The sequence below is a fragment of the Cnuibacter sp. UC19_7 genome, from assembly GCF_042699995.1.
Taxonomy (GTDB): domain Bacteria; phylum Actinomycetota; class Actinomycetes; order Actinomycetales; family Microbacteriaceae; genus Cnuibacter.
The window spans coordinates 50,229-73,079 of record NZ_CP170560.1; the positions used below are offsets into that span (position 1 = coordinate 50,229).

At 71.4% G+C, this 22,851-nt stretch carries 27 protein-coding genes; 17 read left to right on the forward strand and 10 right to left on the reverse strand.

The genetic code is table 11. From position 1 onward, the window contains the following. On the reverse strand, nucleotides 1–462 hold the full coding sequence (locus ACFJGV_RS00250; protein ID WP_378145928.1) for a DUF2000 domain-containing protein: 462 nt from the start codon (nucleotides 460–462) through the stop codon (nucleotides 1–3). 89 nt (nucleotides 463–551) lie between these two features. On the opposite strand from ACFJGV_RS00250, the gene ACFJGV_RS00255 reads away from it, so the two are divergent. Then, nucleotides 552–1,046 carry an Lrp/AsnC family transcriptional regulator gene (locus ACFJGV_RS00255; protein ID WP_378145930.1) on the forward strand — a complete coding sequence of 165 codons (495 nt, stop codon included), beginning with the start codon at nucleotides 552–554 and terminating at the stop codon, nucleotides 1,044–1,046. Here ACFJGV_RS00255 and ACFJGV_RS00260 read toward each other — a convergent pair. Then, a complete protein-coding gene (locus ACFJGV_RS00260) occupies nucleotides 1,024–1,704 on the reverse strand; it encodes an NAD(P)H-hydrate epimerase (RefSeq protein WP_378145931.1) in 681 nt (226 codons plus the stop codon). The two genes, ACFJGV_RS00255 and ACFJGV_RS00260, sit on opposite strands and share 23 nt — an antisense overlap. A gap of 362 nt (nucleotides 1,705–2,066) precedes the next feature. Here ACFJGV_RS00260 and ACFJGV_RS00265 point away from each other — a divergent pair, with 362 nt between their 5' ends. Genes ACFJGV_RS00265 through ACFJGV_RS00275 form a run of 3 tightly spaced genes read left to right on the forward strand, consistent with a single transcriptional unit; the run spans nucleotide 2,067 to nucleotide 4,526 of the window. Then, nucleotides 2,067–2,828 (forward strand): hypothetical protein, encoded by a 762-nt coding sequence (locus tag ACFJGV_RS00265; protein WP_378145932.1) that lies wholly within the window; start codon nucleotides 2,067–2,069, stop codon nucleotides 2,826–2,828. Nucleotides 2,829–2,855: 27 nt separating this feature from the next. Further along, a complete protein-coding gene (locus ACFJGV_RS00270) occupies nucleotides 2,856–3,341 on the forward strand; it encodes a nitroreductase family deazaflavin-dependent oxidoreductase (RefSeq protein WP_378145933.1) in 486 nt (161 codons plus the stop codon). An 18-nt stretch (nucleotides 3,342–3,359) separates the two neighbouring features. Next, nucleotides 3,360–4,526, forward strand: a complete 1,167-nt coding sequence (locus tag ACFJGV_RS00275) for a PP2C family protein-serine/threonine phosphatase (RefSeq protein ID WP_378145935.1) — start codon at nucleotides 3,360–3,362, stop codon at nucleotides 4,524–4,526. A 62-nt stretch (nucleotides 4,527–4,588) separates the two neighbouring features. Here ACFJGV_RS00275 and ACFJGV_RS00280 read toward each other — a convergent pair whose 3' ends face one another. Both ACFJGV_RS00280 and ACFJGV_RS00285 read right to left on the reverse strand, forming a co-directional pair. Beyond that, a complete protein-coding gene (locus ACFJGV_RS00280; protein ID WP_378145936.1) occupies nucleotides 4,589–5,002 on the reverse strand; it encodes an ATP-binding protein in 414 nt (137 codons plus the stop codon). After that, nucleotides 4,995–5,327: an STAS domain-containing protein gene (locus tag ACFJGV_RS00285; protein WP_378145938.1), complete on the reverse strand. Its 333-nt coding sequence runs from the start codon at nucleotides 5,325–5,327 to the stop codon at nucleotides 4,995–4,997. Before ACFJGV_RS00285 ends, ACFJGV_RS00280 begins: the two co-directional genes overlap by 8 nt. Nucleotides 5,328–5,381: 54 nt before the next feature. On the opposite strand from ACFJGV_RS00285, the gene ACFJGV_RS00290 reads away from it, so the two are divergent. Continuing rightward, entirely contained in the window at nucleotides 5,382–5,594 is a 213-nt protein-coding gene (locus tag ACFJGV_RS00290) for a hypothetical protein (RefSeq protein ID WP_378145939.1), read from the forward strand. Nucleotides 5,595–5,619: 25 nt separating this feature from the next. Here ACFJGV_RS00290 and ACFJGV_RS00295 read toward each other — a convergent pair whose 3' ends face one another. The 5 genes from ACFJGV_RS00295 to mftR form a co-directional block, all read right to left on the reverse strand. Further along, on the reverse strand, nucleotides 5,620–6,993 hold the full coding sequence (locus ACFJGV_RS00295) for an LssY C-terminal domain-containing protein (RefSeq protein WP_378145940.1): 1,374 nt from the start codon (nucleotides 6,991–6,993) through the stop codon (nucleotides 5,620–5,622). A 130-nt stretch (nucleotides 6,994–7,123) separates the two neighbouring features. Further along, complete coding sequence (locus ACFJGV_RS00300; protein ID WP_378145941.1) at nucleotides 7,124–8,539, reverse strand: MFS transporter; 1,416 nt, start codon at nucleotides 8,537–8,539, stop codon at nucleotides 7,124–7,126. Further along, on the reverse strand, nucleotides 8,536–9,288 hold the full coding sequence (locus ACFJGV_RS00305) for a class I SAM-dependent methyltransferase (protein ID WP_378145943.1): 753 nt from the start codon (nucleotides 9,286–9,288) through the stop codon (nucleotides 8,536–8,538). The genes ACFJGV_RS00300 and ACFJGV_RS00305 overlap by 4 nt, the downstream gene beginning before the upstream one ends. Before the next feature lie 35 nt (nucleotides 9,289–9,323). Further along, a complete protein-coding gene (locus ACFJGV_RS00310; protein ID WP_378145945.1) occupies nucleotides 9,324–10,838 on the reverse strand; it encodes a GMC family oxidoreductase N-terminal domain-containing protein in 1,515 nt (504 codons plus the stop codon). Continuing rightward, on the reverse strand, nucleotides 10,835–11,488 hold the full coding sequence (gene mftR, locus ACFJGV_RS00315) for a mycofactocin system transcriptional regulator (RefSeq protein WP_378145946.1): 654 nt from the start codon (nucleotides 11,486–11,488) through the stop codon (nucleotides 10,835–10,837). The genes ACFJGV_RS00310 and mftR overlap by 4 nt, the downstream gene beginning before the upstream one ends. A 92-nt stretch (nucleotides 11,489–11,580) precedes the next feature. Here mftR and mftA point away from each other — a divergent pair, with 92 nt between their 5' ends. The 12 genes from mftA to mftF all read left to right on the forward strand — a co-directional run bounded on the left by mftA (nucleotide 11,581) and on the right by mftF (nucleotide 22,063). Beyond that, nucleotides 11,581–11,679: a mycofactocin precursor MftA gene (mftA, locus tag ACFJGV_RS00320; RefSeq protein ID WP_115364246.1), complete on the forward strand. Its 99-nt coding sequence runs from the start codon at nucleotides 11,581–11,583 to the stop codon at nucleotides 11,677–11,679. Between the two features lie 6 nt (nucleotides 11,680–11,685). Continuing rightward, on the forward strand, nucleotides 11,686–11,961 hold the full coding sequence (mftB, locus tag ACFJGV_RS00325; RefSeq protein ID WP_378145948.1) for a mycofactocin biosynthesis chaperone MftB: 276 nt from the start codon (nucleotides 11,686–11,688) through the stop codon (nucleotides 11,959–11,961). Beyond that, nucleotides 11,958–13,247 (forward strand): mycofactocin radical SAM maturase, encoded by a 1,290-nt coding sequence (gene mftC, locus ACFJGV_RS00330; protein WP_378145949.1) that lies wholly within the window; start codon nucleotides 11,958–11,960, stop codon nucleotides 13,245–13,247. Before mftB ends, mftC begins: the two co-directional genes overlap by 4 nt. Before the next feature lie 12 nt (nucleotides 13,248–13,259). Continuing rightward, on the forward strand, nucleotides 13,260–14,072 hold the full coding sequence (locus tag ACFJGV_RS00335) for a mycofactocin-coupled SDR family oxidoreductase (RefSeq protein WP_378145951.1): 813 nt from the start codon (nucleotides 13,260–13,262) through the stop codon (nucleotides 14,070–14,072). Nucleotides 14,073–14,130: 58 nt separating this feature from the next. Then, complete coding sequence (locus ACFJGV_RS00340) at nucleotides 14,131–14,967, forward strand: mycofactocin-coupled SDR family oxidoreductase (protein ID WP_378145953.1); 837 nt, start codon at nucleotides 14,131–14,133, stop codon at nucleotides 14,965–14,967. Between the two features lie 11 nt (nucleotides 14,968–14,978). Then, nucleotides 14,979–15,815 (forward strand): mycofactocin-coupled SDR family oxidoreductase, encoded by an 837-nt coding sequence (locus ACFJGV_RS00345; protein ID WP_378145955.1) that lies wholly within the window; start codon nucleotides 14,979–14,981, stop codon nucleotides 15,813–15,815. Further along, nucleotides 15,815–16,654 carry a mycofactocin-coupled SDR family oxidoreductase gene (locus tag ACFJGV_RS00350; protein WP_378145956.1) on the forward strand — a complete coding sequence of 280 codons (840 nt, stop codon included), beginning with the start codon at nucleotides 15,815–15,817 and terminating at the stop codon, nucleotides 16,652–16,654. Before ACFJGV_RS00345 ends, ACFJGV_RS00350 begins: the two co-directional genes overlap by 1 nt. Nucleotides 16,655–16,675: 21 nt before the next feature. Continuing rightward, nucleotides 16,676–17,590 carry an AAA family ATPase gene (locus ACFJGV_RS00355; protein WP_378148594.1) on the forward strand — a complete coding sequence of 305 codons (915 nt, stop codon included), beginning with the start codon at nucleotides 16,676–16,678 and terminating at the stop codon, nucleotides 17,588–17,590. 137 nt (nucleotides 17,591–17,727) lie between these two features. Then, nucleotides 17,728–18,579, forward strand: coding sequence for a VWA domain-containing protein (locus ACFJGV_RS00360; protein ID WP_378145957.1), 852 nt, complete (start codon nucleotides 17,728–17,730; stop codon nucleotides 18,577–18,579). 96 nt (nucleotides 18,580–18,675) lie between these two features. After that, entirely contained in the window at nucleotides 18,676–19,950 is a 1,275-nt protein-coding gene (gene mftD / locus ACFJGV_RS00365; RefSeq protein ID WP_378145959.1) for a pre-mycofactocin synthase MftD, read from the forward strand. Between the two features lie 5 nt (nucleotides 19,951–19,955). Next, on the forward strand, nucleotides 19,956–20,651 hold the full coding sequence (gene mftE / locus ACFJGV_RS00370; protein WP_378145960.1) for a mycofactocin biosynthesis peptidyl-dipeptidase MftE: 696 nt from the start codon (nucleotides 19,956–19,958) through the stop codon (nucleotides 20,649–20,651). After that, nucleotides 20,648–22,063, forward strand: a complete 1,416-nt coding sequence (mftF, locus tag ACFJGV_RS00375; RefSeq protein WP_378145961.1) for a mycofactocin biosynthesis glycosyltransferase MftF — start codon at nucleotides 20,648–20,650, stop codon at nucleotides 22,061–22,063. Before mftE ends, mftF begins: the two co-directional genes overlap by 4 nt. On the opposite strand, the gene ACFJGV_RS00380 is transcribed toward mftF, so the two are convergent. Beyond that, a complete protein-coding gene (locus ACFJGV_RS00380) occupies nucleotides 22,064–22,837 on the reverse strand; it encodes a hypothetical protein (protein WP_378145963.1) in 774 nt (257 codons plus the stop codon). Between the last annotated feature and the right edge of the window lie 14 nt (nucleotides 22,838–22,851).

Consider the following 22,851-nt stretch of genomic DNA (forward strand, 5'->3'; position numbering starts at 1 on the left):
TCACAGCAGGGGCAGCCTGCCGACGATCTTGTCGACGCGGTTCTTCGGCCCCACGACGCTGACCGCGTAGTACTCGAGGTCGCCGGCGTGCGACTCGGCCATCCCGGCCAGCCACTCGTCGTACACCCGCGTCGACTGCCCGAGCTCGGTCATGGCGGCGACGAAGACGCCGTCGGAGGCCTCGGCCTTCGCCCGGATCGTGGCGAGGGCGGCGGGCTCTCCCGCCAGCACACTGCATCCCGCCCAGGGCAGGCCCGGATGCGTGGAGCCGTCGGCGTCGACGGCGGCGGGGCCGAGGAGGCCGTCGACCTCCTTCGCGGTGGCCGCGGCGACGCAGATCGCCGCGTTCGCGGCGCGCCCCGCGGGGAGGGCGGTCGAGACCACGACGACCCACTTGAGCCGCGCGGACCGGGTGGGGGAGGCGGTGTCGATCTCGTCGGGCGCGAAGCCGATCGTGCTCATGGTCATCCTTCCGTCGATGCGATGAGAGACTAGGCAGACGGGCGGATGATCCCCAAACCGTCCGGACTTAATCCGGAGGAGGGTCGCGAATGCCTGACATCGACGAGGTGGATCTCGCCATCCTGCGCCTTCTCAGGTCGGATGCACGGATGACCAATCGCGAGGTCGCCGCGCGGGCCGGGGTGTCGCCCACCACCGCCCTCGATCGCACGAGAGCGCTGCGGGAGCGGGGCATCATCCGCGGCGCCGTCCTCGAGCTCGACCTCGCCGCGGTGGGAAGGGGCGTGCAGGCGCTCATCGCCGTGCGCATCCGCCCACCGTCGAGGCGCAACATCGAGGCGTTCCGCGATTGGGCGACGGCGCTCCCCGATGTCGTCGGCGTGTTCGTGACGTCGGGGGCGGAGGACTTCATCGTGCACGTGGCGGTGCCCGACAACGACAGCCTCTACGCCTTCGTCATCGACCGCCTCACGGAGCGGCCCGAGGTCGCCGACGTCCGCACGTCGGTGGTCTACGAGCACCTCGCGAATCGCGAGATCGAGCCGGTGACGACGGAGACGGTCAGGTCTCGACGACGGGGGTGAGCGCCTCGAGATCGTCCTCGATTCCGATGGGGACGACCTCGACTCGGCCGGCCAGACGGGCGCCCGCCCCCTGGAGGAGGCCCGCCTTGGCGCCGCCGAACGTCACCGTGAGGTCGGCGGGGAGGACCGCGTCGTCAGCGGCGCCCGTGTCGGGATGCACGCCGCTCGGAAGGTCGACCGCGACCACCGCGGTGCTCGAGGCGGCCCAGCGCGGCTCATCGAGCAGGGCGAGCACGACGGCGCGGCCGAGTCCCCGTAGCGAAGGATCAGGCGAGGTGCCGGTGCCGATGATGCCGTCGATCACGGCGTCGGCCGTGACCGCGGCCGCGACCGCACGACGGACGAGGTCCTCGTCCGATCCGCTCGCGCGGTCGAGCACGGTGGCGCCGGAGACCTCGGCGGCCCGACGGCCGCCTTCGTGCAGCCGGCTGCCGACGGGCACGACCGTCACCGAGGCTCCGCGCGACGCGAGCGCGGCGGCGGCGTAGAGCGCGTCGCCGCCGTTGTCGCCCGAGCCGACGAGCACGCAGACGTGCGCGGTGCGGAGCGAGCGGCCCGCCCCGACGATCAGCGCGGCCACCGCATCCGCGAGGCCCTCCGCCGCCCGGGCCATCAGCGGCTCGCCGGCCTCGAGATGAGCCCGCTCCGCCGATCTCACCTGTTCTGCGCTGTATCCGCGCACGCGGCCACCCCCTCGCCAGGAACCTCCCAGACAGGGGAAACATACTTGATCCTGCAACTGATCGCCGGGCACGCCACGGGCTCCCGGCTCGAGAGAAGCCGTGACGGCTTCACGACCCGACATCGACCGTCACCGCACCCGACGCAGCGGCCCCGCCCTCGTCGACAGCATCGCGCGCCCCCATCGCGGCGCGCCCTCGCACGTCAGGTGCCGTTCGACGGCGTGACATCCGAGGAACGATGCACCACACCCGACCCGAACCGCTTACCCTGCCCGCTCTGAACCGGGCCGATGCACGCCGCCACCGGCGCCGGCGTCGGCAGACCGTGACGGCCGCCGTGACCGGCGTCGCCGGCGCCGCCCTGCTCGTCGGGGTGGCCACCCTCGCCCATCCGATGTCCGCCCAGGCGCGGGGCGACGAGATCGTGACGACCAACGCCTCGACCGCCACGGTCGGGACCCAGCACTACACCACGCCGGAGGCCGGGGCCTCCATCGATCTGACGGCCAAGGCCAAGGAGACGGCCGACGCCCGTGCCGCCCTCGCCGTCGACCGCGGCACCTCGGTGCTGGCCAGCGTGACCGGCAAGATCGACACCGCACCCCTCGTCGCGTCGATCCACGCGCTGGCGAGCTACCAGTACCTCGACGCCACGACCGTGAACACCCTGTCGACCGCCGCCATCACCACGACGGCGGCCGCCGAGTCGGGTGCGCAGGCCGCGGATCAGGCCGCCGCGCAGGCCGCCGCCGACGCCGCCGCGGCGGCTCAGGCTCTCGCCGCCGCCAACACACCCGACGGTGCCAAGGACACGGCCCGGCAGATGGCCGCGTCGACCTACGGCTGGGGCGACTCCCAGTTCCAGTGCCTCGTCAACCTGTGGCAGAAGGAGTCGGGCTGGAACTACCAGGCCGAGAACGCCTCGAGCGGCGCCGCGGGCATCCCGCAGTCACTGCCGGGCAGCAAGATGGCCTCGTTCGGCGACGACTGGCAGACCAACGCGTCGACGCAGATCGCCTGGGGCCTCGACTACATCAAGCGCGGCTACGGCACCCCGTGCTCCGCCTGGTCGCATTCGCAGTCGGTCAACTGGTACTGATCGGGGCTCGCGGTCCACGATGGGGGAGTGGTCTCTCCTGTCGTGAAGGGCATCCGCCGCGGTGTCGCGTGGTTCTCGCGCACGCGGTTCTTCCGCCGCGTCGGTCCGCGTGTCATGCCGCCGCTCGAGCGCGCCATGGCGCGGCTCACCAGAGGCCGCGTGCAGATGAGCGGTCTGCTCGTCCCGTCGCTCGTGCTGCACACGATCGGCGCCCGCTCCGGGCAGCCGCGTGACGTGACGCTGATGTACGTGCCCGAGCCCGATGGTTCGATGCTCATCACCGGCAGCAACTTCGCGGCGTCGCAGCATCCGGCCTGGAGCAGCAACCTGCTGGCGCATCCGGAGGCCGCCGTGAGCGTGCGCGGACGACGCCTCCCGGTGCGGGCGACACTCGTGCCCGAGGAGGACCGCGAGGCGATCTGGCGGTACATCGAGCGGCAGTGGCCCGGCTACCGCGGGTACGAGAGGTCGTCCGGGCGGACGCTGAGGGTGTTCCGGCTGACGCCGCGCTGACCCCGCTACGCTGGAGACGTGGTCGGGGAGAGTGAGCTGGAGCGGATCGCGGCGGTCAGGCGGCTGGAGATCATCGGCTCGCCGCCGGAGGAGCGCTTCGACCGCATCACCCGACTGGCGCGCGAGATCTTCGACATGCCCGTCGCCGAGATCAACTTCCTCGACGAGGACACCCAGTTCACGAAGTCGCCCTTCTATCCGGATGCGACGCAGTACACGCCGAGGCCCGAGTCGTTCTGCGACGTCACGGTCCAGCAGTCCGAGCTGATCGTCGTGCCCGACGCCACGAAGGATGACCGCTTCTCGTCGCGCGTGACCGTGACCGGGCCCCGTCACATCCGCTTCTACGCCGGCCGGCCGATCTCGGTCGACTCGTCGGCCCGGGTCGGGACGCTGTGCCTGGTCGACACGCAGCCGCGCGAGTTCACGGCCGAGCAGCAGCGCCTCCTCGACGAGATGGGCTCGTGGGTCGAGCGCGAGCTGCGGGCGACGGCGGAGCTCGATCGCGCGGTGCTCGTGCAGCGCGCCCTGTTGCCCGGAGACGAGCGGGAGTGGCCGGGCTACGACCTCGCCGCGGTGAACCTGCCCTCCCTCGGGGTGGGCGGCGACTTCTACACCTGGCGCAGCGACGACGACCGCTTCGACTTCCTCATCGCCGACGTGATGGGCAAGGGCGCCGCGGGCGCGATCATGGCCGCGACCGTGCGGGCGACGGCGCTCGCGGTGGGCGACGCGCCTCCCGCCGAACTGCTCGCCGCCGTCGACGCGAGGCTCGCCGACGACTTCGAGCGCACCGGCACGTTCGCGACGGCCGTCGCGGGGCGACTCGACCTCTCCACCGGCGTGCTCACCTATGCGGATGCGGGCCACGGCCTCTCGGCGGTCGTGCGGGCCGACGGGCGTGAGCGGCTCGCCGCGACCGGACTCCCGCTCGGCATCTCGATCGGAGCCGGCTGGCGCACGGAGACGGTCGAGCTCGGCCCGGGCGACACTCTCGTGTCGGTGACCGACGGCGCCCTCGAGATCGGCGACGGCACGCTCGACACCCTCGACGACGTGCTCGGACTCGTCAGCTCGGCTCCGGGCGCGAGCGACGCCGCGGGGCAGCTCGTGGCACGGGTGCAGGAGGCGCGCTCGGTCGACGACGACGTGACCGCCCTCGTCCTGCGCCGCCGCGTCATCTGAGCGGACCGACCGACCCGGGCAGACGGCCGACCGCAGCAGGGCCCGACCGTGAAGACGGATGCTCAGTCGGGTGGCGCGATCGCCTTCGTGATCGTCCACACGTTGCGGGCGTCGACCCGCTCGAACGTCATCGTGTCGACGAGCGCCTCCACCAACGGCAGGCCGCGGCCGGATTCGGCGAACGCATCGGGCATCTCGCCGACCACCAGGGAGACGTGCCCCTTCTCGGCCGTATCGGAGAGCGTCGCGGTGATCCTGCCGTCGTCGGTCGAGAGGGTGAGGACGCACGTCACGCCCTGGCCCTCGCCGGCGTGCTGGATCACGTTCGAGGCCAGTTCGATCAGCGCCGTCTCGAAGGCCATCCGATCCATGTCGCCCACGTGGGGTGAGGCGGCCCAGACCCGCTCGACGAAGTCCTGCACGCCGTCGACGTCGTCGGGCGGGGAGGTGAACTCCAGGTCGTGGCGGTCAGACACCGTACGCCTCCGCGACCGACTCGTGCGGGGGCAGCACCTGGTCGACGTTCGAGAGCGCCAGCACCATCTGCACCTGCGCCGACGGCGACACGATCTTGAGGTCGCCTCCCGCCTGACGCGCGCTCTTCAGGCAGGCGATCAGGGCGCCGAGGCCCGACGAGTCCATGAACTGCACGCGGCTCATGTCGACGACGATCCGCGATCGCCCCGAGTCGATCGACCGCTTCACGGTCTCACGGAGCTCGGGGGCGGAGACCATGTTGAGCCTGCCGTCACCCCGCACGATCGCGATGTCGTCTCCGGCGTCCTCCGTCTTGAACTGCATGGCACCCCATCTCTCCCGAAATAGACTAGGGCGCATCCGGCCGAAAGGAATGCCATGACCCCCGCGGAGCGCGCCGTCGACGGCATCCTCACGCGCCATCCGTCGGTCCGCGTGGTGCTGAGCGACGCGGTCTTCAACGACGCGTACTACCACGCCGACGGGCCAGACGGCGGCACTCTCTACGTCAACGCCGAGTTCACCCCGTTCATCGCGGCTCACGCGAGCTGGAAGGGCACGGTCATCACCACGGAGGCCATGCCCGACTGACGGGAGGCGCTCGACTCGCCGTCTGTCAGGCGGCGACGGCGATCCGCGAGGCCTTGCGCTCGCGCGGTCGGCGGGCGTAGTCGCGGGAGCGCTGGCTCGACAGCGCCACGAGGATGAGGATCGACAGCGACAGCGACACCAGGTTCGTCGCGAGGTCGATCACAGCACCCGTCATGATCGCGGCGACGGCCGCCTGCACGATCGTGAGCACGCTCAAGGTCATCACGGCGATCCGGGCGATGTTGCTGCCGGCGAGCACCAGGATACCGAGGGCGAGCTCGACGACGAAGAACACGGCGAAGAGGGCGAGCAGGATCCAGAGCACCGTCTGCACCGTCTGAGGGTCGGCATCCTCCTGGATGTCGACGACGAGGGCGTCGCGGAAACCGAACCAGTTCAGCCACGCGCCGATCAGGGTCACGAGCGGGGTGAAGGCCTCGAGGATCACGACCACACCGCCGAACGTGGTCGGAGCGGGTCGCCGCACCCGCTTGTCGGGGGTGCCTGCGGTGGCGTCGGTGCCGGGGGTGGGCACGGGGAGTGTGGCCTGGGCGACGCCCTCCGGGCTGGTGTCGACCGCGGAGAGATCGATCACCGGCAGGTCGCCGTCGGTGACGATCTGGTCGCCGCCGCCGTTGCGCGAGTGGTAGCCGGTGGCGAAGTCCTTCAGCAGTCTCACCGCCACGGCCGGGTCGGCCTCGATGAGCGTGGCGACGATGTGATCGCGCTCGATGTCGGTGTTCTCCTCGATCTTGTGCGTGATCTGGAGGGTGAACAGCGAGAACCCGACCGCGCGATCGTAGGTGCCCGCCGCCAGCCACTCCACCCGATGGCCACCGGGCAGCAGCCAGCCGTCGGGGCACCGCCAGAACCGCACGTGGTGCCGCTTGGCGGGGTTGCCTGCCACCTCCTGCTGATACGCGAAGTCCTGGTTGCGGCCGAAGAGCATGAGCGGGCTCACCGGGGCCTCGTCGTAGCTGCGGCGCAGCAGCGTGGAGGCGACGATCCGCCCCGCGCTGCGCAGCGAGAGATCGTCGGCCCGGGTCCAGCCCGCGCGGATCATCGCGCTGTGCAGCTGCGCCTCGTCGCCGAGGAGAGCGAGGTTGACGGGGTCGCCGAGGAGCCCGTCGCTGGTGCGGGTGCGGCCGATGAAGTAGTTCGGCACGTAGATGTCGGTGAGGATGCGGTGCAGCCGCGGCAGGGCGATGTACGCGACGATCACCCAGAACAGCAGGTAGAACCAGATCTGCGCCCACCCGGTCGAGAAGCCCGACGTGAGCACGAGATAGGCGAGCCAGACGGAGGCGGCGCCCGCCACGATGAAGAAGACGTTGTCGAGCGCGGCGTTGACCGACCAGCGTCGGCGCCTCGGCTGCGCGGGGTTCGCCGAGTCGGGCATGTGCCCACGATAGCGGCACGACCCGACGTCACCGTCGAAAGGTACGCCCAGACGCGACTCGCGCCCGTACACGGGCTGTGGGCGCGGTGAGCGTACCTTTCGGCGCCCAGTGGGCGGAGTGCCTCCGGTCTCAGTCGGTGGAGGCGCGCACGGCCGGCATGGCGAGCCCCGCGGCGATGGTGATGACCGAGCAGCAGGCGACGGCGAGGAAGACCGCGGTGGAGGCACTGGTCACCGCGGCGGGATCGCGGTCGCTCGACGCGGAGGCTGCGAAGACGGCGTTGGCGAGGGCGCCGAACACGGCGACGCCGACGGCGCTGCCGACCGAGCGGGCGAACAGGTTGGCGCCCGTGATGACCCCGCGCTCCTCCCATCCGACGCTCGACTGCGCGGCGATGAGAGAGGGTGTGGCGGTGAGGCCGAAGCCCAGACCCGTGATGAAGCAGGCGATCGCCACGATCAGGAGGGACGGTGTAGAGGCGGTGGCGGCGAGCAGGACGGTTCCCGCGACCGAGATCGCCACGCCCAGCAGGATGGTGGGTTTGAAGCCGAGCCGGAGGTAGAGCCGGCCGGCCTGCGAGGCCGTGATCGGCCATCCGATGGTCAGCGACGCGAGCGCCAGTCCCGACAGGAGCGGGGTCACCCCGAGGGCGCCCTCGAGGTAGGTCGGCACGTATGACGTGAGACCGAGCAGCATCGCGCCGATCCCGAGCGAGATCAGCGTCGTGGTCGTGATCAAGGGGCGGGAGAAGATCGTCAACGGCAGCACGGGCTCGGGTGCGCGCCGTTCGACGACGACGAAGGCGATGAGGGCGAGTGCGGAGACCACGAAGGTCGCGACGCCCGGCACCGAGAGCCACGGCCAGGCCTGGTCGCCCTCGAGGAGTCCGAGGATGAGGGCCGACACCCCGACGGTGAGCAGGGCGGACCCGGTGTAGTCGATGCGGTGGCTGCGGCGCTCGACGCTCTCGTGGAACCGGCGGAACAGGAGCCACCCGGCGAGCAGGCAGAGCGGCACGTTGACGAAGAAGATCCACCGCCACGACACGAACTCCGAGAAGATGCCGCCGAGCGTCGGGCCGACGACGGAGGAGATGGCCCACACGCTCGCGATGTACCCCTGCACCCTGGCGCGCTCGGCGACGGTGTAGATGTCACCGGCGATGGTGATCGCCATGGGCTGGATGGCGCCCGCTCCGAGCCCCTGCAGGGCGCGGAAGGCGATGAGCGCGGGCATGCTCCACGCCACCCCGCAGAGCACCGAGCCGACCAGGAAGAGCGCGACCCCGAGGAGGATGATCGGCTTGCGGCCGACCGTGTCGGCGAGCTTGGCGTAGATGGGCACGGCCACGGCCTGGGTGAGCAGGTAGATCGAGAACAGCCACGGGAACTGCGCGAACCCGCCGAGGTCGGCCACGACCGAGGGCACCGCGGTGGCCAGGATGGTCGAGTCGATGGCGACGAGGCCTGTGCTCACCATGAGGGCGATGAGCACCGGTCCGCGCTTCGACCGGAATCCGACCCCGTCGGCGACGGTCGCGGTCACTCGGCGGCCAGAGTGACGCGGGTGACGTAGGGCAGCTCGATGCGCTCGCCCGCGAGCTCGGGGGTGGCCTGGATGAAGGCGTCGAGCTGCTCGCGGAGCACCGCCCTGCGCCCCTCGTCGAGCGCGATGACGTAGCTGCGCGAGAAGACGAGGTCGACGAGCTGCTCCCGGCCGAGGGTCGTCGAGAAGGGCAGCTCGACGTGGTCGTAGCGGAGCAGCGGGCCGGGGAGCGGCGGATCGATGCTGTGGTTCTCGTCGACGCCGGGGGCGGCTCCCATCAGCTCGCCCAGGTCGCGCACCCACGGCACGCTGTCGTCGCGGATGTTCCAGAGCAGCGCCAGCGTGCCGCCGGGCCGCAGCACACGGGCCACCTCGGCGGTCGCGCGGACGGGGTCGACCCAGTGCCACGCCTGCGCCACCGTGACCAGATCGGTGTCGGCGTCGGGCAGGGGGATGCTCTCCGCCGTGCCGGACAGCGCGGTGACGCCGGGGACGTTCTCGACGAGCCGGGCGCGCATGGCGTCGTCGGGCTCCACGGCGCGCACCCGGTCGAATCGGCCGGCGAGGGCGGACGTCAGCTTCCCCGTGCCGGCCCCCACGTCGACGACGTCGACGATCCTCCGTCGCAGCCGGCTGGAGGCGGACTCGACCACGAGGTCGAGCGCCTCGGCGGGGTACCCGGGGCGGCCGCGATCGTAGGCGTCGACGGCTCGTCCGAACGTGATCGCGTGCTCAGGGTCGCGCGCCATGGCTCCTCCTCGGTCGGGTCGGCGGATGCGCGGGCTCAGCCCTGCAGCATCAGGGCCGCGAGGACCTCCCCGATGACGACCGCGCTGTACGCGGGTCCGCGCGACGGCGCCTCGGGCAGGATCGACGTGTCGGCGATCCTCAGCCCCTTGACACCGTAGACCCGTCCGAGTCCATCGACCACCGCGCCCGGATCGGACGACGGGCCCATCGGTGCGCTCCCGCTGGCGTGCACGCTCGTGCCGAGACGGTCGAGGATCCACGTGTCGAGCGCGGTGTCGCTCTCGAGGGTGCGCGGACTGAGCCCCGTCACCCCCGCGGAGATCTGGGCGAACGCGTCCGACTCGTGGAGGGCCGATGCCTCGCGCACGGCCTCGCGAAGATCGGCGCGGTCGAGGGGGTCGTCGAGGTAGCGGTAGTCGATCGTGAACGACTCGCCGCTCTGCCCGGCCGGGGCGATCGTGCCGCGCGATCGTGCGCGCGACAGCGAGACGAGAGTGGTGAACGGCACCGTGTCGGCGGCGCGGCCGCCGAGGAGCACGGGAGTGGGCGCCAGGAGGGGCAGCAGCTCGGCCGACGCGGTGCGCGCGACGACGGCCATGGCGGTGGGGGAGTCGGTGGGGAGAAGGCGGCTCGGACGCCAGTCGAGCGCGACCTGGGGGTGGTCGCTGAACGCCGAGCCCACGCCGGGCGAGTCGTGCACCACCGCGATGTCCGCCCGCTCGAGCACCGCCGCCGGCCCGATGCCCGAGCGCATCAGCAGCTGCGGGGAACCGAACGCCCCGGCGCTCAGCACCACCTCGTCGGCTGCCACCCGATCGGCGATGCCGTCACGGACGAGGTCGACCCCTCGGGCATGTCCCGCCTCGACGACGACGCGCTGCACCGTGCCCTGGACCACCCGGGGACGACGTCTGCCCGCGTCGGACCCGGGCGCTCCGCCGAGGAGATAGCCGAGCGCGGTGTTCCAGCGCACCCCGTCGACGACGTCCATCGGCAGAGGCCCCACCCCCTCACCGTCGTCGAGGTTCGCATCGGGGATCCACCGCATCCCCCGCTCGAGGGCGGCTCGCGCGAACGCCGCCGCCACCGGATGCGTGGGTGCCGGCCGCGAGACCGGCGTGGGGCCGGCGTCGCCGTGGCGCGGGTCGGACCCGAAGTCGAGGTCGCGCTCGAGGCGGATCATCGCCGAGCGCACGACCTCGGGTGTCCACTCGGGCGCCCGCGCGCCCCATCGTGCCACGTCGGCCGCGGTGGGGCGCAGGAAGTACCCGCCGTTGGTCGTCGTCGAGCCGCCGGCGATCCGGCCGCGGATCACCGTGTAGTCGCGCCCCGAGGTCAGACGGGCGGGATGCGCCCAGGTGTCGGGATGCCGCGGGTCGGCCCCGCGCAGGCGACCCGCGTCGAGCAGGTCGCGGCCGAAGCCCGAAGGATCGGACGGGACGCGCCCCGCTTCGACGAGCACCACGTCCGCGCCGCCCTCGGCCAGCCTCGCGGCGAGGGGAGCGCCGGCCCCGCCGGCTCCCACGACGACGACGTCGGCGCGGATCATCCGCCGGTGCCGCCCCGCCCGCCCTCGGCGGCGGTGCCGAACGCCGTGTCGAGTGTGGCGAAGGTGCGCTCCATCACCTCGGCGAGGTCGCTGCCCTCGTGCTGCAGCCACTGCTCGTACGCGGCGATCGAGACCGCGAGGTAGGTCCAGGCGATGCCCTGCGGCTCCATCGCGTCGACAGGCTGACCCAGTCGCCGCGCGGCGAACTCGGCCACCACGGCGCGCCACGACGCGTAGCGGAGGGTGGAGTGCGCGACGAGGGTCGGCACGGTGAGGAGCAGCTCCATCCGCCGCCGGTGGTACGGCACCTCGATCTCGGGGAAGCGGTTGAACTCGATCACCGCGCTCCGGAGCGCCACGAGCAGCGGGACGTCGTCGGGGACGGCGTCGAGGGTGACGCGCATCCGCTCGACCAGCCCCTCGAAGTCGCCCCACGGCAGGTCGTTCTTGGAAGGGAAGTAGCGGAAGAACGTGCGGCGGCCGATGCCGGCCGCGGCGGCGATGTCGTCGACCGTCGTCTCGTCGAAGCCTCGGGTGACGAACAGCTCGAGAGCGATGTGGCTCAGCTCGGCCTGCGAGGTCGAGGGGCTCCGCCCTACTCGGGGAGCCTCGCCCGCGGGGCCCGTCAGTGCGCCCGGTTCGAGAATCACGCCAGACCTTTCATTCGGCACTCGGTGTCATTAGTATCGTCCTCACCGCAGGTCGTCGAGGATGTCGGCCTGAAGCCATGAGGAGGACTCCCATGAGTGAACGCGAAACAACCGCCGAGGTCGAGACCCTGGTCGAGGCCGATTCTCTGGTGGAAGAGGTCTCGATCGACGGGATGTGCGGCGTCTACTGATCCGCCATGGTATCCCTCGATCTCGATGCCGGATGGCGACTGCACCCGCAGGTCTCGGTGCGTCCTGAGCCTTTCGGCGCCCTCTTGTACCACTTCGGGACGAGGAAGCTCTCGTTCCTGAAGGACCGTACCCTCCTGGCGGTGGTCACCTCGCTCGACGAGGCGGCCACCGCCAGGGAGGCGTGCACCGCGGCCGGCGTCCCCGACGCCGACCTCCCCCGATATGCGCAGGCCCTCGGCACGCTGGTGGCGTCGTCGATGGTCGTGGAAAGGCAACGATGACGCTGCTCGACGCTCCCCGTCCATCCGCTCCCGCCGCTTCGACCCCGTCTCCGGGCCGGCTGGTCGACCTGTTCGAGTACGGCCTGGACTCGCCGATCTGCCTGACGTGGGAGTTGACGTACGCCTGCAACCTCAGCTGCGTGCACTGCCTGTCGTCGTCGGGCCGACGCGACCCGCGCGAGCTGTCGACAGCGGAGTGCAAGGCGGTGATCGACGAGCTCGAGCGGATGCAGGTATTCTACGTCAACATCGGCGGCGGCGAGCCCACCGTGCGCAGCGACTTCTGGGAGCTGCTCGACTACGCCACCGCGCACCACGTGGGGGTGAAGTTCTCGACCAACGGCGTGAAGATCGACAGGGCCGCAGCGGAGCGTCTGGCGGCGAACGACTACGTCGACGTGCAGATCTCGCTGGATGGGGCGACCGCCGAGGTCAACGACTACGTCCGGGGGCCGCGGTCGTACGAGACGGCGATGCGGGCGATGCAGAACCTGTCGGATGCGGGCATGAAGAACTTCAAGCTCTCGGTCGTCTGCACCCGCTACAACATCCCGCAGCTGGACGAGTTCAAGGCCATCGCCGACACCTATGGCGCGCAGCTGCGCTTGACCCGTCTGCGGCCCTCGGGTCGCGGGGCCGACACGTGGGACGACCTGCACCCCACGAAGGAGCAGCAGCGGGAGCTGTACGACTGGCTCGTCGCCCACGGCGACGGGGTGCTCACCGGTGACTCGTTCTTCCACCTCTCCGCCTACGGGAAGGCCCTGCCCGGGCTCAACCTGTGCGGCGCGGGCCGGGTGGTGTGCCTGATCGACCCGGTCGGCGACGTGTACGCCTGCCCGTTCGCGATCCACTCCGAGTTCCTGGCCGGCAACGTCCGCGAGGAGGGCGGGTTCACCGGCGTGTGGCGGCAGTCGGAGCTGTTCCAGCGGCTGCGGGCTCCGCAGTCGGGCGGCGCGTGCTCGTCGTGCCAGTTCTTCGACACGTGCAAGGGCGGATGCATGGCCGCGAAGTTCTTCACCGGGCTGCCGCTCGACGGGCCCGACCCCGAGTGCGTGCGCGGCTTCGGCGAGGAGCTGCTGGCCAAGCGCAAGCAGGACGACCTCGCGCCCCGCCCCGACGGGGACCACTCGCACCGCACGACCCGCGGACCCAGGAACACGGGCGTGATCACGACCGGGAAGAGCCGGAAGACGTCGATCACGCTCTCCATGACCCGACCGACGGCGCCGCCGGTCTCGGCCTGCGAGGAGAACCCCCTCGCAGGATTCACACCCGATATGTAAGGAGCGCATCCCATGGCAGGTCGTGTCGAAGGCAAGGTCGCCTTCATCACCGGCGCAGCACGAGGCCAGGGCCGCAGCCACGCGCTGCGGCTCGCCGAAGAGGGGGCCGACATCATCGCCGTCGACCTCGCCTCCCCGATCCCGAACATCGACTACCCGTCCTCCACCGAGGAGGACCTCGCCGAGACCGTCCGCCTCGTCGAGGCGCTCGACCGCCGCATCGTCGCGACGAAGACCGACGTGCGCGACCGCGACGCCATGCGGCTCGCGATCGAGAGCGGTGTCGGCCAGCTCGGCCGCCTCGACATCGTCGTCGCGAACGCCGGCATCTGCGTGATCGACGACTGGAAGGGCACCTCGGAGGAGGTGTGGGACCAGACGATCGGCACCAACCTCACCGGCGTCTGGAACACGGTGTCGCTGACCGCGCAGCACCTCATCGACGCCGGCGGCGGATCCATCATCATGACGAGCTCCGCGGCGGGCCTCAAGGGACTGCCGTTCCTCTCGGCGTACGTCGCGGCCAAGCACGGCGTCGTCGGACTCATGCGCGCCTATGCCACCGAGCTGGCGGAGTACAACGTGCGCGTCAACTCGGTGCATCCCACCGGGGTCGACACGCCGATGGGCACGCTCGGCGGCGGTAACTTCGGTCCGCTGCTCGAGGCGCACCCGAAGCTCGGCGGCATGCTGGCCAACCTGCTGCCCGTCGAGATCACCCAGCCGGTCGACATCTCGAACGCCGTGCTGTTCCTCGCCTCCGACGAGTCGAGGTACGTCACGAGCCTGACCATGACGGTCGACGCCGGCAACACCCAGTACTGACCGCGACCCGCGGCCAGCCGACCCGAGTATCGAGAACCGAACAGGGAAGGAGCACGCGATGGGGCGTGTAGAAGGGAAGGTCGCGTTTGTCACGGGCGCGGCACGAGGACAGGGGCGCAGCCACGCCCTCAGGTTGGCGCAGGAGGGCGCCGACATCATCGCCATCGACATCGAGGACCAGATCGACTCGGTCCCCTATGGGATGGCGACACCCGACGACATGGCCGAGACGGTGCGCCAGATCGAGGCGCTCGACCGACGCATCGTCGCCACGAAGGCCGACGTCCGGGACTTCGACGAGGTGAAGGCGGCCGTCGACGACGGCGTCGCCCAGCTCGGCCGACTCGACATCGTCGCCGCGAACGCCGGGATCGTCAGCTACGGTTCGGCCCTCGACCTGCCCGAGGAGACGTGGCAGGACATGATGGACGTCAACCTGACCGGTGTCTGGCACGCTGCGAAGGCGGCGATCCCTCACCTGAAGGCCGGCGGCGCCGGCGGGTCCATCGTGCTCACGAGCTCGGTGGCGGGGCTGAAGGGTCTGCCCGGGCTCGCGCACTACGTGTCGGCGAAGCACGGTGTGGTCGGATTGATGCGGACCCTTGCCCTCGAGCTGGCGCCCGACATGATCCGGGTCAACTCGGTGCATCCCACCAGCGTCAACACCGACATGATCCACAACGCCGCGACGTACGCGCTGTTCGCGCCGGATCTCCCCGAGTCGGAGAGGACAGCCGACAGTCTCGGCGACCGGTTCCAGACCATGAACGCGCTGCCGATCAAGTGGGTGGAGCCCGTCGACATCTCGAACGCGGTGCTGTTCCTCTCGAGCGACGAGGCCCGGTACATCACGGGCGTGACCCTCCCGGTCGACGCCGGCTCACTGGTGAAGTAGGAGGCGGGATCATGGCAGGAAGACTCGAAGGCAAGGTCGCCTTCATCACCGGAGCGGCCAGGGGGCAGGGGCGCAGCCACGCGCTGCGTCTGGCCCAGGAGGGTGCCGACATCATCGCGATCGACATCTGCGAGCGCATCCCCGAGAACACCTACGACCCGGCGACCGAGGAGGATCTCGCCGAGACGGTGCGGCAGGTGGAGGCGCTCGACCGTCGGATCGTGGCCTCCAAGGCGGACGTGCGCGACTTCGACCAGGTGAAGGGCGCCGTCGACGACGGGGTCGCTCAGCTGGGTCGGCTCGATGTCATCAGCGCCAACGCGGGGATCGCGGGGCGTCCGAACCGCTCGGAGGACATCCCGGACGACGAGTGGCGCAACATGATCGACATCAACCTCTCGGGGGTGTGGCGCACGGTCAAGGCCGCGGTCCCGCACATCAGGGCCGGAGGGAACGGCGGGTCGATCATCCTCACCAGCTCCGACGCGGGGCTGTTCCCCTACGAGAACATCTCGCACTACGTGTCGGCGAAGCACGGTGTGGTCGGCCTCATGCGCACGCTGGCGCTCGAGCTGGCGCCCGAGTTCATCCGCGTGAACAGCGTCCATCCGACCACGGTCGACACGCCGATGGTGCAGAACGAGGGCATCTACCGGCTCTTCCGGCCGGACCTGAGCGATCCGACGAAGGACGACTTCGCGGCCGCAGCCACGACGATGAACGCGCTCCCGATCCCGTGGGTCGAGGCTCTCGACATCTCGAACGCCGTGCTGTTCTTCGCCTCCGATGAATCTCGCTACGTGACCGGGGTCCCGCTCGCGGTCGATGCCGGGGCGGCGGTGAAGTGATGGGACGCGTCGAGGGCAAGGTCGCGTTCATCACGGGCGCGGCGCGCGGACAGGGGCGCAGCCACGCGCTGCGTCTGGCTCAGGAGGGCGCCGACATCATCGCGGTCGACGTCGCCGAGCCGTTGCCGGGGATGGAGCGCTTCTATCCGGGAGCGACGGAGGCGGATCTCGAGGAGACGGTGCGGCAGGTCGAGGCGCTCGACCGGCGGATCGTGGCGCGGAAGGCGGACGTGCGCGACTACGACGCGCTCGCAACCGCGCTCGACGAGGGCGTGGCCGAGCTGGGCCACGTCGACATCGTGTCGGCCAACGCGGGCGTGTTCACGTTCGGCGAGCAGTCGCAGCTGGTCACCGACGAGGAGTGGGAGCTCGTCAACGACATCAACGCGAAGGGGGTGTGGCACACCGCGAAGGCCGTCATCCCGCACCTGATCGAGCAGGGGACGGGCGGGTCGATCATCCTCACCTCGTCGACGGCGGGGCTCAAGGGCACACCCAACGTGGTGGCCTACACGGCGTCCAAGCACGCCGTGGTGGGCATCATGCGCACGCTCGCCCTCGAGCTGGCGCCGCACCGCATCCGTGTGAACACGGTGCATCCCACCGGGGTGGCGACGAACATGATCCTCAACGAGGCCACGTTCCTTCTGTTCATGCCGGATGTGGAGCATCCGACCCAGGAGCAGGCCGCGCCGATCTTCGCGTCGACCAACGCCCTGCCCGTGCCCTGGGTGGAGCCGGTCGACATCTCGAACGCCGTGCTGTTCCTCGCCTCCGACGAGGCGCGCTACGTCACGGGCACCGAGTTGAAGATCGACGCCGGCTACACGATCAAGTAGGGACGAGGGCCACAGGTGACCATGCAGGACACGACCGATCTGGCGGCCACCCGTGGTCGGATCGCCTCCCACCTCGTCGGTCGCGAGCGCGAGCTGGAGCTCACGTTCGCGGCCGTCGCGGCGGGGCGCGACATCGTGCTGGAGGGACCTCCCGGCACGAGCAAGACCACCATGCTCAAGGCGATCACCGACGAGTGGGGCATCCCGCTGCTCTTCGTCGAGGGCAACGCCGATCTCACTCCGGCGAAGCTAGTGGGGCACCACAACCCGGCGCGGGTTCTCCGCGAGGACTACAGTCCCGACAACTTCGTCGCGGGTCCGCTCGTGGAGGCGATGCAGAAGGGCGGCTTCCTCTACATCGAGGAGTTCAACCGTGCGCCGGAGGACACCCTGAACACGCTGCTCACCGCGATGGCCGACCGTCGCATCGAGGTGCCGCGGGTCGGGCTCATCGTGGCGGAGCCGACGTTCCGCGTGATCGCCTCGATGAACCCGTTCGACAACGTCGGCACCACGCGCCTCTCGACGAGCGTGTCGGACCGGCTCAACCGACTCGCGGTGGGCTACCAGGACGCCGAGGCCGAGGAGGGAATCGTGCGGCTGCGCACGGGCGCCTCGGGCGCGCTCGGCGAGCGCATGGTGTCGGATGCGGTCGCCGTCACGAGGGCCACCCGCGAGCATCCCGACATCCGTCAGGGCTCCAGCGTCCGGGGCGCCATCGACTGCCTCCTCGTCGCGCGTGAGCTCGCCGTCATCCGCGGGTTGACCGATCCCGCCGACGAGGGATACCCGCCGCTGTTCTACGACGCGATGGTCGTGTCGCTGTCGGGGCGCATCCATCCGGACGAGGCGGCGGAGACGACGCCGGAGCTGGTGCTGCGCGAGATCTGGGAGGACCGCTTCATCCTGAACCCCGCGGCGGCCGAGCCCGGCTGAAGAGCCGTCGAGGCCGATTCGCCGGTCACCCGGCGACGGCAGCACGAGAGCCGGACGTCGACGCCGCTGAAGCGGAAGCCCAAGCAGCTCGACGCCCCCCGACGCTCTTCGAGGCGAAGCCCGGCAGCGGCGGGTCGGTGCTCACCGCGCAACGCGAACGACCGGACGCGCGGGCGACGACGAAGCCGGGCACCGCGGCTCCCGGCGAGACCGACGAGCGTGGCGAGCTGGTGATGGCGGGCGAGCTCGAGCAGGTCGACGTGGATCCCGTCGTGCGCCGGCGGGCGCGGCAGATCGCCGCGCGTCTGTCGGTGCCGAGACCCCGCAGCGACCACACCGCGAGGCACGGCGCGGGCTCATTGGCCAGCGTGCCCTACCGTGGGGCGTCGGACGAGATCGACCTCGACCGCACCATCGAGGTGCTCGCCGAGCGGCCGGTCCCGGAGGACGACGACATCATCGTGCGCGACCGGGTGCTCACCCGGCGCGCGGTCGTGCTGGCGGTCGACGTGTCGGGGTCGATGAAGGGCGAACGGGTGCAGACGGCGGCGGCCACCGTCGGAGCGCTCGCGGCCGAGCTGCACCGGGACGCTCTCGGCGTGATCGCGTTCTGGTCCGACGCCGCCATCCTGCTGCCGGTCGGCCACGAGGTGAAGCCGATGGAGCTGCTCGACACGATGCTGCGCATCCCCGCCCGGGGGCTCACCAACGTCGCGTTCCCCCTCGAGCTCGCGGCCGGGCAGCTCGCGCGTGTGCCCGCCAGGGACGCCCGGGTGGTGCTGCTCAGCGACTGCGTGCACAACGCGGGACCGGATCCCCGCCCGTTCGCGGCACGTCTGCCGAGGCTCGACGTGCTGCTCGACACGACGGGGGAGAAGGACCTGGACCTCGGCCGCGAGCTGGCCGCGCTCGGTCGTGGTTCACTGCGAGCAGTGCGGTCGCACCGCGATGTGGCGCCCGCGCTCAGCGACCTCTTCCGGGAGGCGTGACAACGGATCGCGCATGGAGTACGGTTTTTTGGCACAGAGTGTCAAAACCCTGGACGATGTGACGAAGGCGATGGGGCCTCGAAAGGCAGGTAGGTCATGAACCCGTGGTTCGAGACGGTGGCGGAGGCGCAGCGTCGGGCGAAGAAGCGGCTGCCCTCCTCGGTGTACGGCGCGCTGGTCGCCGGGAGCGAGAAGGGGGTGACGATCGACGACAACCTCGCCGCGTTCAGCGAGCTCGGCTTCGCCCCGCACGTCGCGGGTCACAAGTCCGACCGCGACCTGTCGACGAGCGTGATGGGCATCGACATCTCGTTCCCCGTCATCATCTCGCCCACCGGAGTGCAGGCGGTGCACCCCGACGGCGAGGTCGCCGTCGCCCGGGCCGCCGCCGCCCGCGGCACGATCATGGGGCTGTCGTCGTTCGCCTCGAAGCCGGTCGAGGAGGTCGTGGCCGCCAACCCGAACACGTTCTTCCAGATGTACTGGACGGGCACCCGCGAGGCGATGATCCAGCGCATGGATCGCGCCCGCAAGGCCGGCGCGAAGGGGCTCATCGCCACCCTCGACTGGTCTTTCTCGAACGGCCGCGACTGGGGCAGCCCGGCGATCCCCGAGAAGCTGAACCTCAAGGCGATGGTCGACTTCGCGCCGAACGTGCTGCCGCACCCGAAGTGGCTGTGGACGTTCGTGAAGTCCGGTCGCCTCCCCGACCTCACGACGCCGAACCTCCAGGCGCCCGGCGGCGAGGCGCCGACGTTCTTCGGGGCGTACTACGAGTGGATGCAGACCCCGCCTCCCACCTGGGAGGACGTCGCCTGGCTGGCGAAGGAGTGGGGCGGCCCGTTCATGCTGAAGGGCGTGACCCGCGTCGACGACGCCAAGCGCGCCGTCGACGCCGGGGTCACCGCGATCTCGGTCTCGAACCACGGTGGCAACAACCTCGACACCACCCCGGCCACCATCCGGATGCTGCCGAGCGTCGCCGACGCGGTCGGAGACCAGATCGAGGTGCTCCTCGACGGGGGCGTGCGCCGCGGCAGCGACGTGGCCAAGGCGGTCGCGCTCGGCGCCCGCGCGGTCATGATCGGCCGCGCCTACCTCTGGGGTCTCGCGGCGAACGGCCAGGGCGGTGTCGAGAACGTGCTCGACATCATGCGCGGCGGCCTCGACTCGGCGGTGCTCGGCACCGCGCACCAGAGCGTGAAGGAGCTCGGGCCCGAGGACCTCGTGATCCCTCCCGGCTTCACCCGTACGCTCGGCGCCTCCGGAGCAGACGAGAGCGAGGGCTCTCCGGCGCGCAAGACCGGCCAGGCCCGCGCCGGTCAGCGCACTCAGAAGCCGCTCGCCCGGGCCGAGGCGGAGAGCGCCTGACGGCCGTGCTCGACCTCGCCCGCCTCGCCTGGCCCGAGGTGCCGCCGGCCGGGCTCGTGCTGGTGCCGATCGGCTCGACGGAGCAGCACGGGCCCCACCTGCCGTTCACCACCGACACGGTGATCGCGCAGGCGGTCGCCGCCGACCTGGCCGAGCGGTCGGGCGGCGTGCTCGCGCCACCGGTGGCGTACGGCGCGAGCGGAGAGCACCAGAGCTTCCGGGGCACGATCTCGATCGGCCACGAGGCTCTGGCCACGCTCGTCGTGGAGCTCATCCGGTCGCTGTCGACGTGGGCCGATCGGATCGTGCTGGTGAACGGGCACGGCGGCAACGTGCAGACCCTCCGCGAGGTGGTGCCGCGGATGCGCCGGGAGACCCATCGGGTCGCCTGGGTCCCCGCGGGCCTGCCGGGCGGCGACGCCCACGCCGGCCGGACGGAGACCTCGCTGATGCTGCATCTCCACCCCGCCGCGGTGCGCCTCGACCTGCTCGAGCCCGGTGCGACCGGCGACCTCGCGAGCCTCCTGCCCGCACTGCGGAGCGGCGGGGTGGCCGCCGTCTCGCCGAACGGGGTGCTGGGCGACCCGCGCGGCGCCTCCGCCGAGGAGGGAGCCGAGCTCTTCGAGGCGATCCGCGCCTCGGCCGAGCGGCGGCTGCGAGCCGACACCGTGGGTGCGGACGGCTGCCTGGCGGACGCATGAGTCCGCCGGAGCGGCTTCCCGACGGGTTGGTGGTCCGCCTCGGCCAGCGCGTCCGCGTCGAGGACGGCGGACGCGCTCTCGTGGGCGGCGCGCCCCTGCGCGTGATGTACCTCAAGCCCGGGGCGGTGCCGCTGCTCCGCGGGCGGGAGCTGAGGGTCGCGGATGCGCGGACCGCGGCGCTCGCCGACGTCCTCCTGGGGGCAGGGCTGGCCGATCCGGTCGCCGGGCGGATGGCGTCGGCGCCGGTCTCGGCGGCCGAGGTGACGTGGGTCGTCCCGGTGCGCGACCGCGCGGAGCAGCTCGATCGCCTCCTCCGCGCCCTGGGGTCGGAGTCGCCCGTCATCGTGGTCGACGACGCGTCGCGCGAGCCGGTCTCCGTCCGGCGTGTGGCGGAGCAGCATGGGGCACGCCTCGAGGCGCTGACGGTGAACGTCGGGCCGGCGGGGGCTCGCAACCACGGGCTGACGCGGGTGTGCACGCCCTTCGTCGCCTTCGTCGACTCCGACGCGGTGCCCGAGCCCGGCGCGCTCGAGCTCCTGCTGCGGCACTTCGCCGATCCGCGGGTGGCGCTCGTCGCCCCGCGGATCGTGGCCCTGCCGCATCCCCAGCCGACCGCGGTGGAGCGGTACGAGGACGCCCGTTCGTCGCTCGACCTCGGCGACCGGCCCGCGCTCGTGCGTCCGCGTTCGTGGGTGTCGTGGGTCTCGAGCACGTGCCTCGTGGGCCGTGTCGACCTGCTCGGCACGGGGTTCGGCGACGGGATGCGGGTGGCCGAGGACGTCGACCTCGCCTGGCGGCTCGACGCCGAGGGACACCGCGTGCGGTACGAACCGGCCGCCGTGGTCCGGCACGAGCACCGCGCTTCTCTGGTGCCCTGGCTGGCCCGGAAGGCGTTCTACGGCACCGGCGCGCATCCGCTCGCCGTCAGGCACCCCGAGGAGATCGCCCCGGCCGTGCTCGCCCCGTGGAGCGCGGCGATGCTCCTCGCGCTCCTCGCCCAGCGCCGCTGGTCGATCCCGGTGGCGCTGGGTATCGCCGCGGTGACCGTGGTCCGGCTCGCGCATCGGCTGCCGCAGAGCGCGCATCCGTTCGCCACCGCGTCGAGGCTCACCGCCGACGGCATCGGCGCCGCGCTCGTGCAGGCGATGGCGCTGCTGCTGCGGCACTGGTGGCCCGGGGTGGCGGTCGCGGCGATCGTCTCCCGCCGGGTGCGGCGTGCGGTGGCTGCGGCCGCCGTGGTCGACTCGCTGATCGAGTGGCGGCGGACACGATCGACCCTCGGGCCGGTGCGGTTCGCGGTGCTGCGTCGCCTCGACGACCTCGCGTACGGCGCGGGCGTCTGGTGGAGCGCGCTGCGCGGGGGGTCGATCGCCGCCCTGCGGCCGTCGTTCCGCTCCACGCCGCGAGGCTGACTACGCGGCGGAGGCCGCCCCGCGCGCGCGGCGCGCTTCGAGGCGCCGGAGGTGGTGCGCATGCCCACGGATGGTCACGAGGCCCGCGATCGTGACCCACACCAGGAACGGGAAGGTGGCGAAGGCGGTGACGCCCGGCCCGCCCGAGGAGAAGGGCGCGCTCGCGCTGGTCCCGCCGAACATCGACGGCACGACCGCCACGTTCGCGGCGGCGCACGCCCAGGCGACCCAGGCGGTCCAGCGGGGGAGAGCCCCCGAGGCGAAGCTGACGTAGCCGGCCGCGGCCACGACGAGGGCGGTGAGCACGCAGCCGATCGATCCGAACATGACGAGGTGCCCCTCGGTGAGTGCCCTGATGGCGGAGGGATCGGGCGTGGCGCCGATCGTGTCGAGGGCGGTGCCCGCATCCATCGCATCGCCTACCAGCGTGATGGCGACGAAGACGAGCCCCGCGCCGAACGACAGGTCGGCGATCCACTGCATGTCGTGGCGGGTGTGCGTGATCAGCTGGCGGAAGCTCGCCAGGAACACCACGAGGGCGGCCATGAGGAAGGTGTCGATGAAGATGACGGTGAGCGTGGCGTTCGCGGTCTCCGCGGTGAACGGCCCGAGCGCCGCTTCGTCATCGAGCTCGGGGCGGGTGCCGATCGTGGTGGTCTGCACCAGGAACTCGGCGATGGTGAGCACCGCCACCGTGATGGCGGAGATGCCCGTCCAGCGCCGCACATCGGGCTTCAGGGTCTCGGGACGCAGATCGGGCAGGATGCGGGGCACGGGCGCTCCTCGAG

What these genes read in the sequence shown, in the direction of transcription:
- ACFJGV_RS00255 (WP_378145930.1), top strand. Translation starts at nt 552, where the DNA reads ATGCCTGACATCGACGAGGTGGATCTCGCCATCCTGCGCCTTCTCAGG.
- ACFJGV_RS00250 (WP_378145928.1), bottom strand. Translation starts at nt 462, where the DNA reads ATGAGCACGATCGGCTTCGCGCCCGACGAGATCGACACCGCCTCCCCC.
- ACFJGV_RS00310 (WP_378145945.1), bottom strand. Translation starts at nt 10,838, where the DNA reads ATGATCCGCGCCGACGTCGTCGTCGTGGGAGCCGGCGGGGCCGGCGCT.
- ACFJGV_RS00340 (WP_378145953.1), top strand. Translation starts at nt 14,131, where the DNA reads ATGGGGCGTGTAGAAGGGAAGGTCGCGTTTGTCACGGGCGCGGCACGA.
- mftA (WP_115364246.1), top strand. Translation starts at nt 11,581, where the DNA reads ATGAGTGAACGCGAAACAACCGCCGAGGTCGAGACCCTGGTCGAGGCC.
- ACFJGV_RS00335 (WP_378145951.1), top strand. Translation starts at nt 13,260, where the DNA reads ATGGCAGGTCGTGTCGAAGGCAAGGTCGCCTTCATCACCGGCGCAGCA.
- ACFJGV_RS00355 (WP_378148594.1), top strand. Translation starts at nt 16,676, where the DNA reads ATGCAGGACACGACCGATCTGGCGGCCACCCGTGGTCGGATCGCCTCC.
- ACFJGV_RS00350 (WP_378145956.1), top strand. Translation starts at nt 15,815, where the DNA reads ATGGGACGCGTCGAGGGCAAGGTCGCGTTCATCACGGGCGCGGCGCGC.
- mftC (WP_378145949.1), top strand. Translation starts at nt 11,958, where the DNA reads ATGACGCTGCTCGACGCTCCCCGTCCATCCGCTCCCGCCGCTTCGACC.
- mftB (WP_378145948.1), top strand. Translation starts at nt 11,686, where the DNA reads ATGGTATCCCTCGATCTCGATGCCGGATGGCGACTGCACCCGCAGGTC.
- ACFJGV_RS00305 (WP_378145943.1), bottom strand. Translation starts at nt 9,288, where the DNA reads ATGGCGCGCGACCCTGAGCACGCGATCACGTTCGGACGAGCCGTCGAC.
- mftD (WP_378145959.1), top strand. Translation starts at nt 18,676, where the DNA reads ATGAACCCGTGGTTCGAGACGGTGGCGGAGGCGCAGCGTCGGGCGAAG.
- ACFJGV_RS00285 (WP_378145938.1), bottom strand. Translation starts at nt 5,327, where the DNA reads ATGCAGTTCAAGACGGAGGACGCCGGAGACGACATCGCGATCGTGCGG.
- ACFJGV_RS00290 (WP_378145939.1), top strand. Translation starts at nt 5,382, where the DNA reads ATGACCCCCGCGGAGCGCGCCGTCGACGGCATCCTCACGCGCCATCCG.
- mftF (WP_378145961.1), top strand. Translation starts at nt 20,648, where the DNA reads ATGAGTCCGCCGGAGCGGCTTCCCGACGGGTTGGTGGTCCGCCTCGGC.
- ACFJGV_RS00295 (WP_378145940.1), bottom strand. Translation starts at nt 6,993, where the DNA reads ATGCCCGACTCGGCGAACCCCGCGCAGCCGAGGCGCCGACGCTGGTCG.
- ACFJGV_RS00345 (WP_378145955.1), top strand. Translation starts at nt 14,979, where the DNA reads ATGGCAGGAAGACTCGAAGGCAAGGTCGCCTTCATCACCGGAGCGGCC.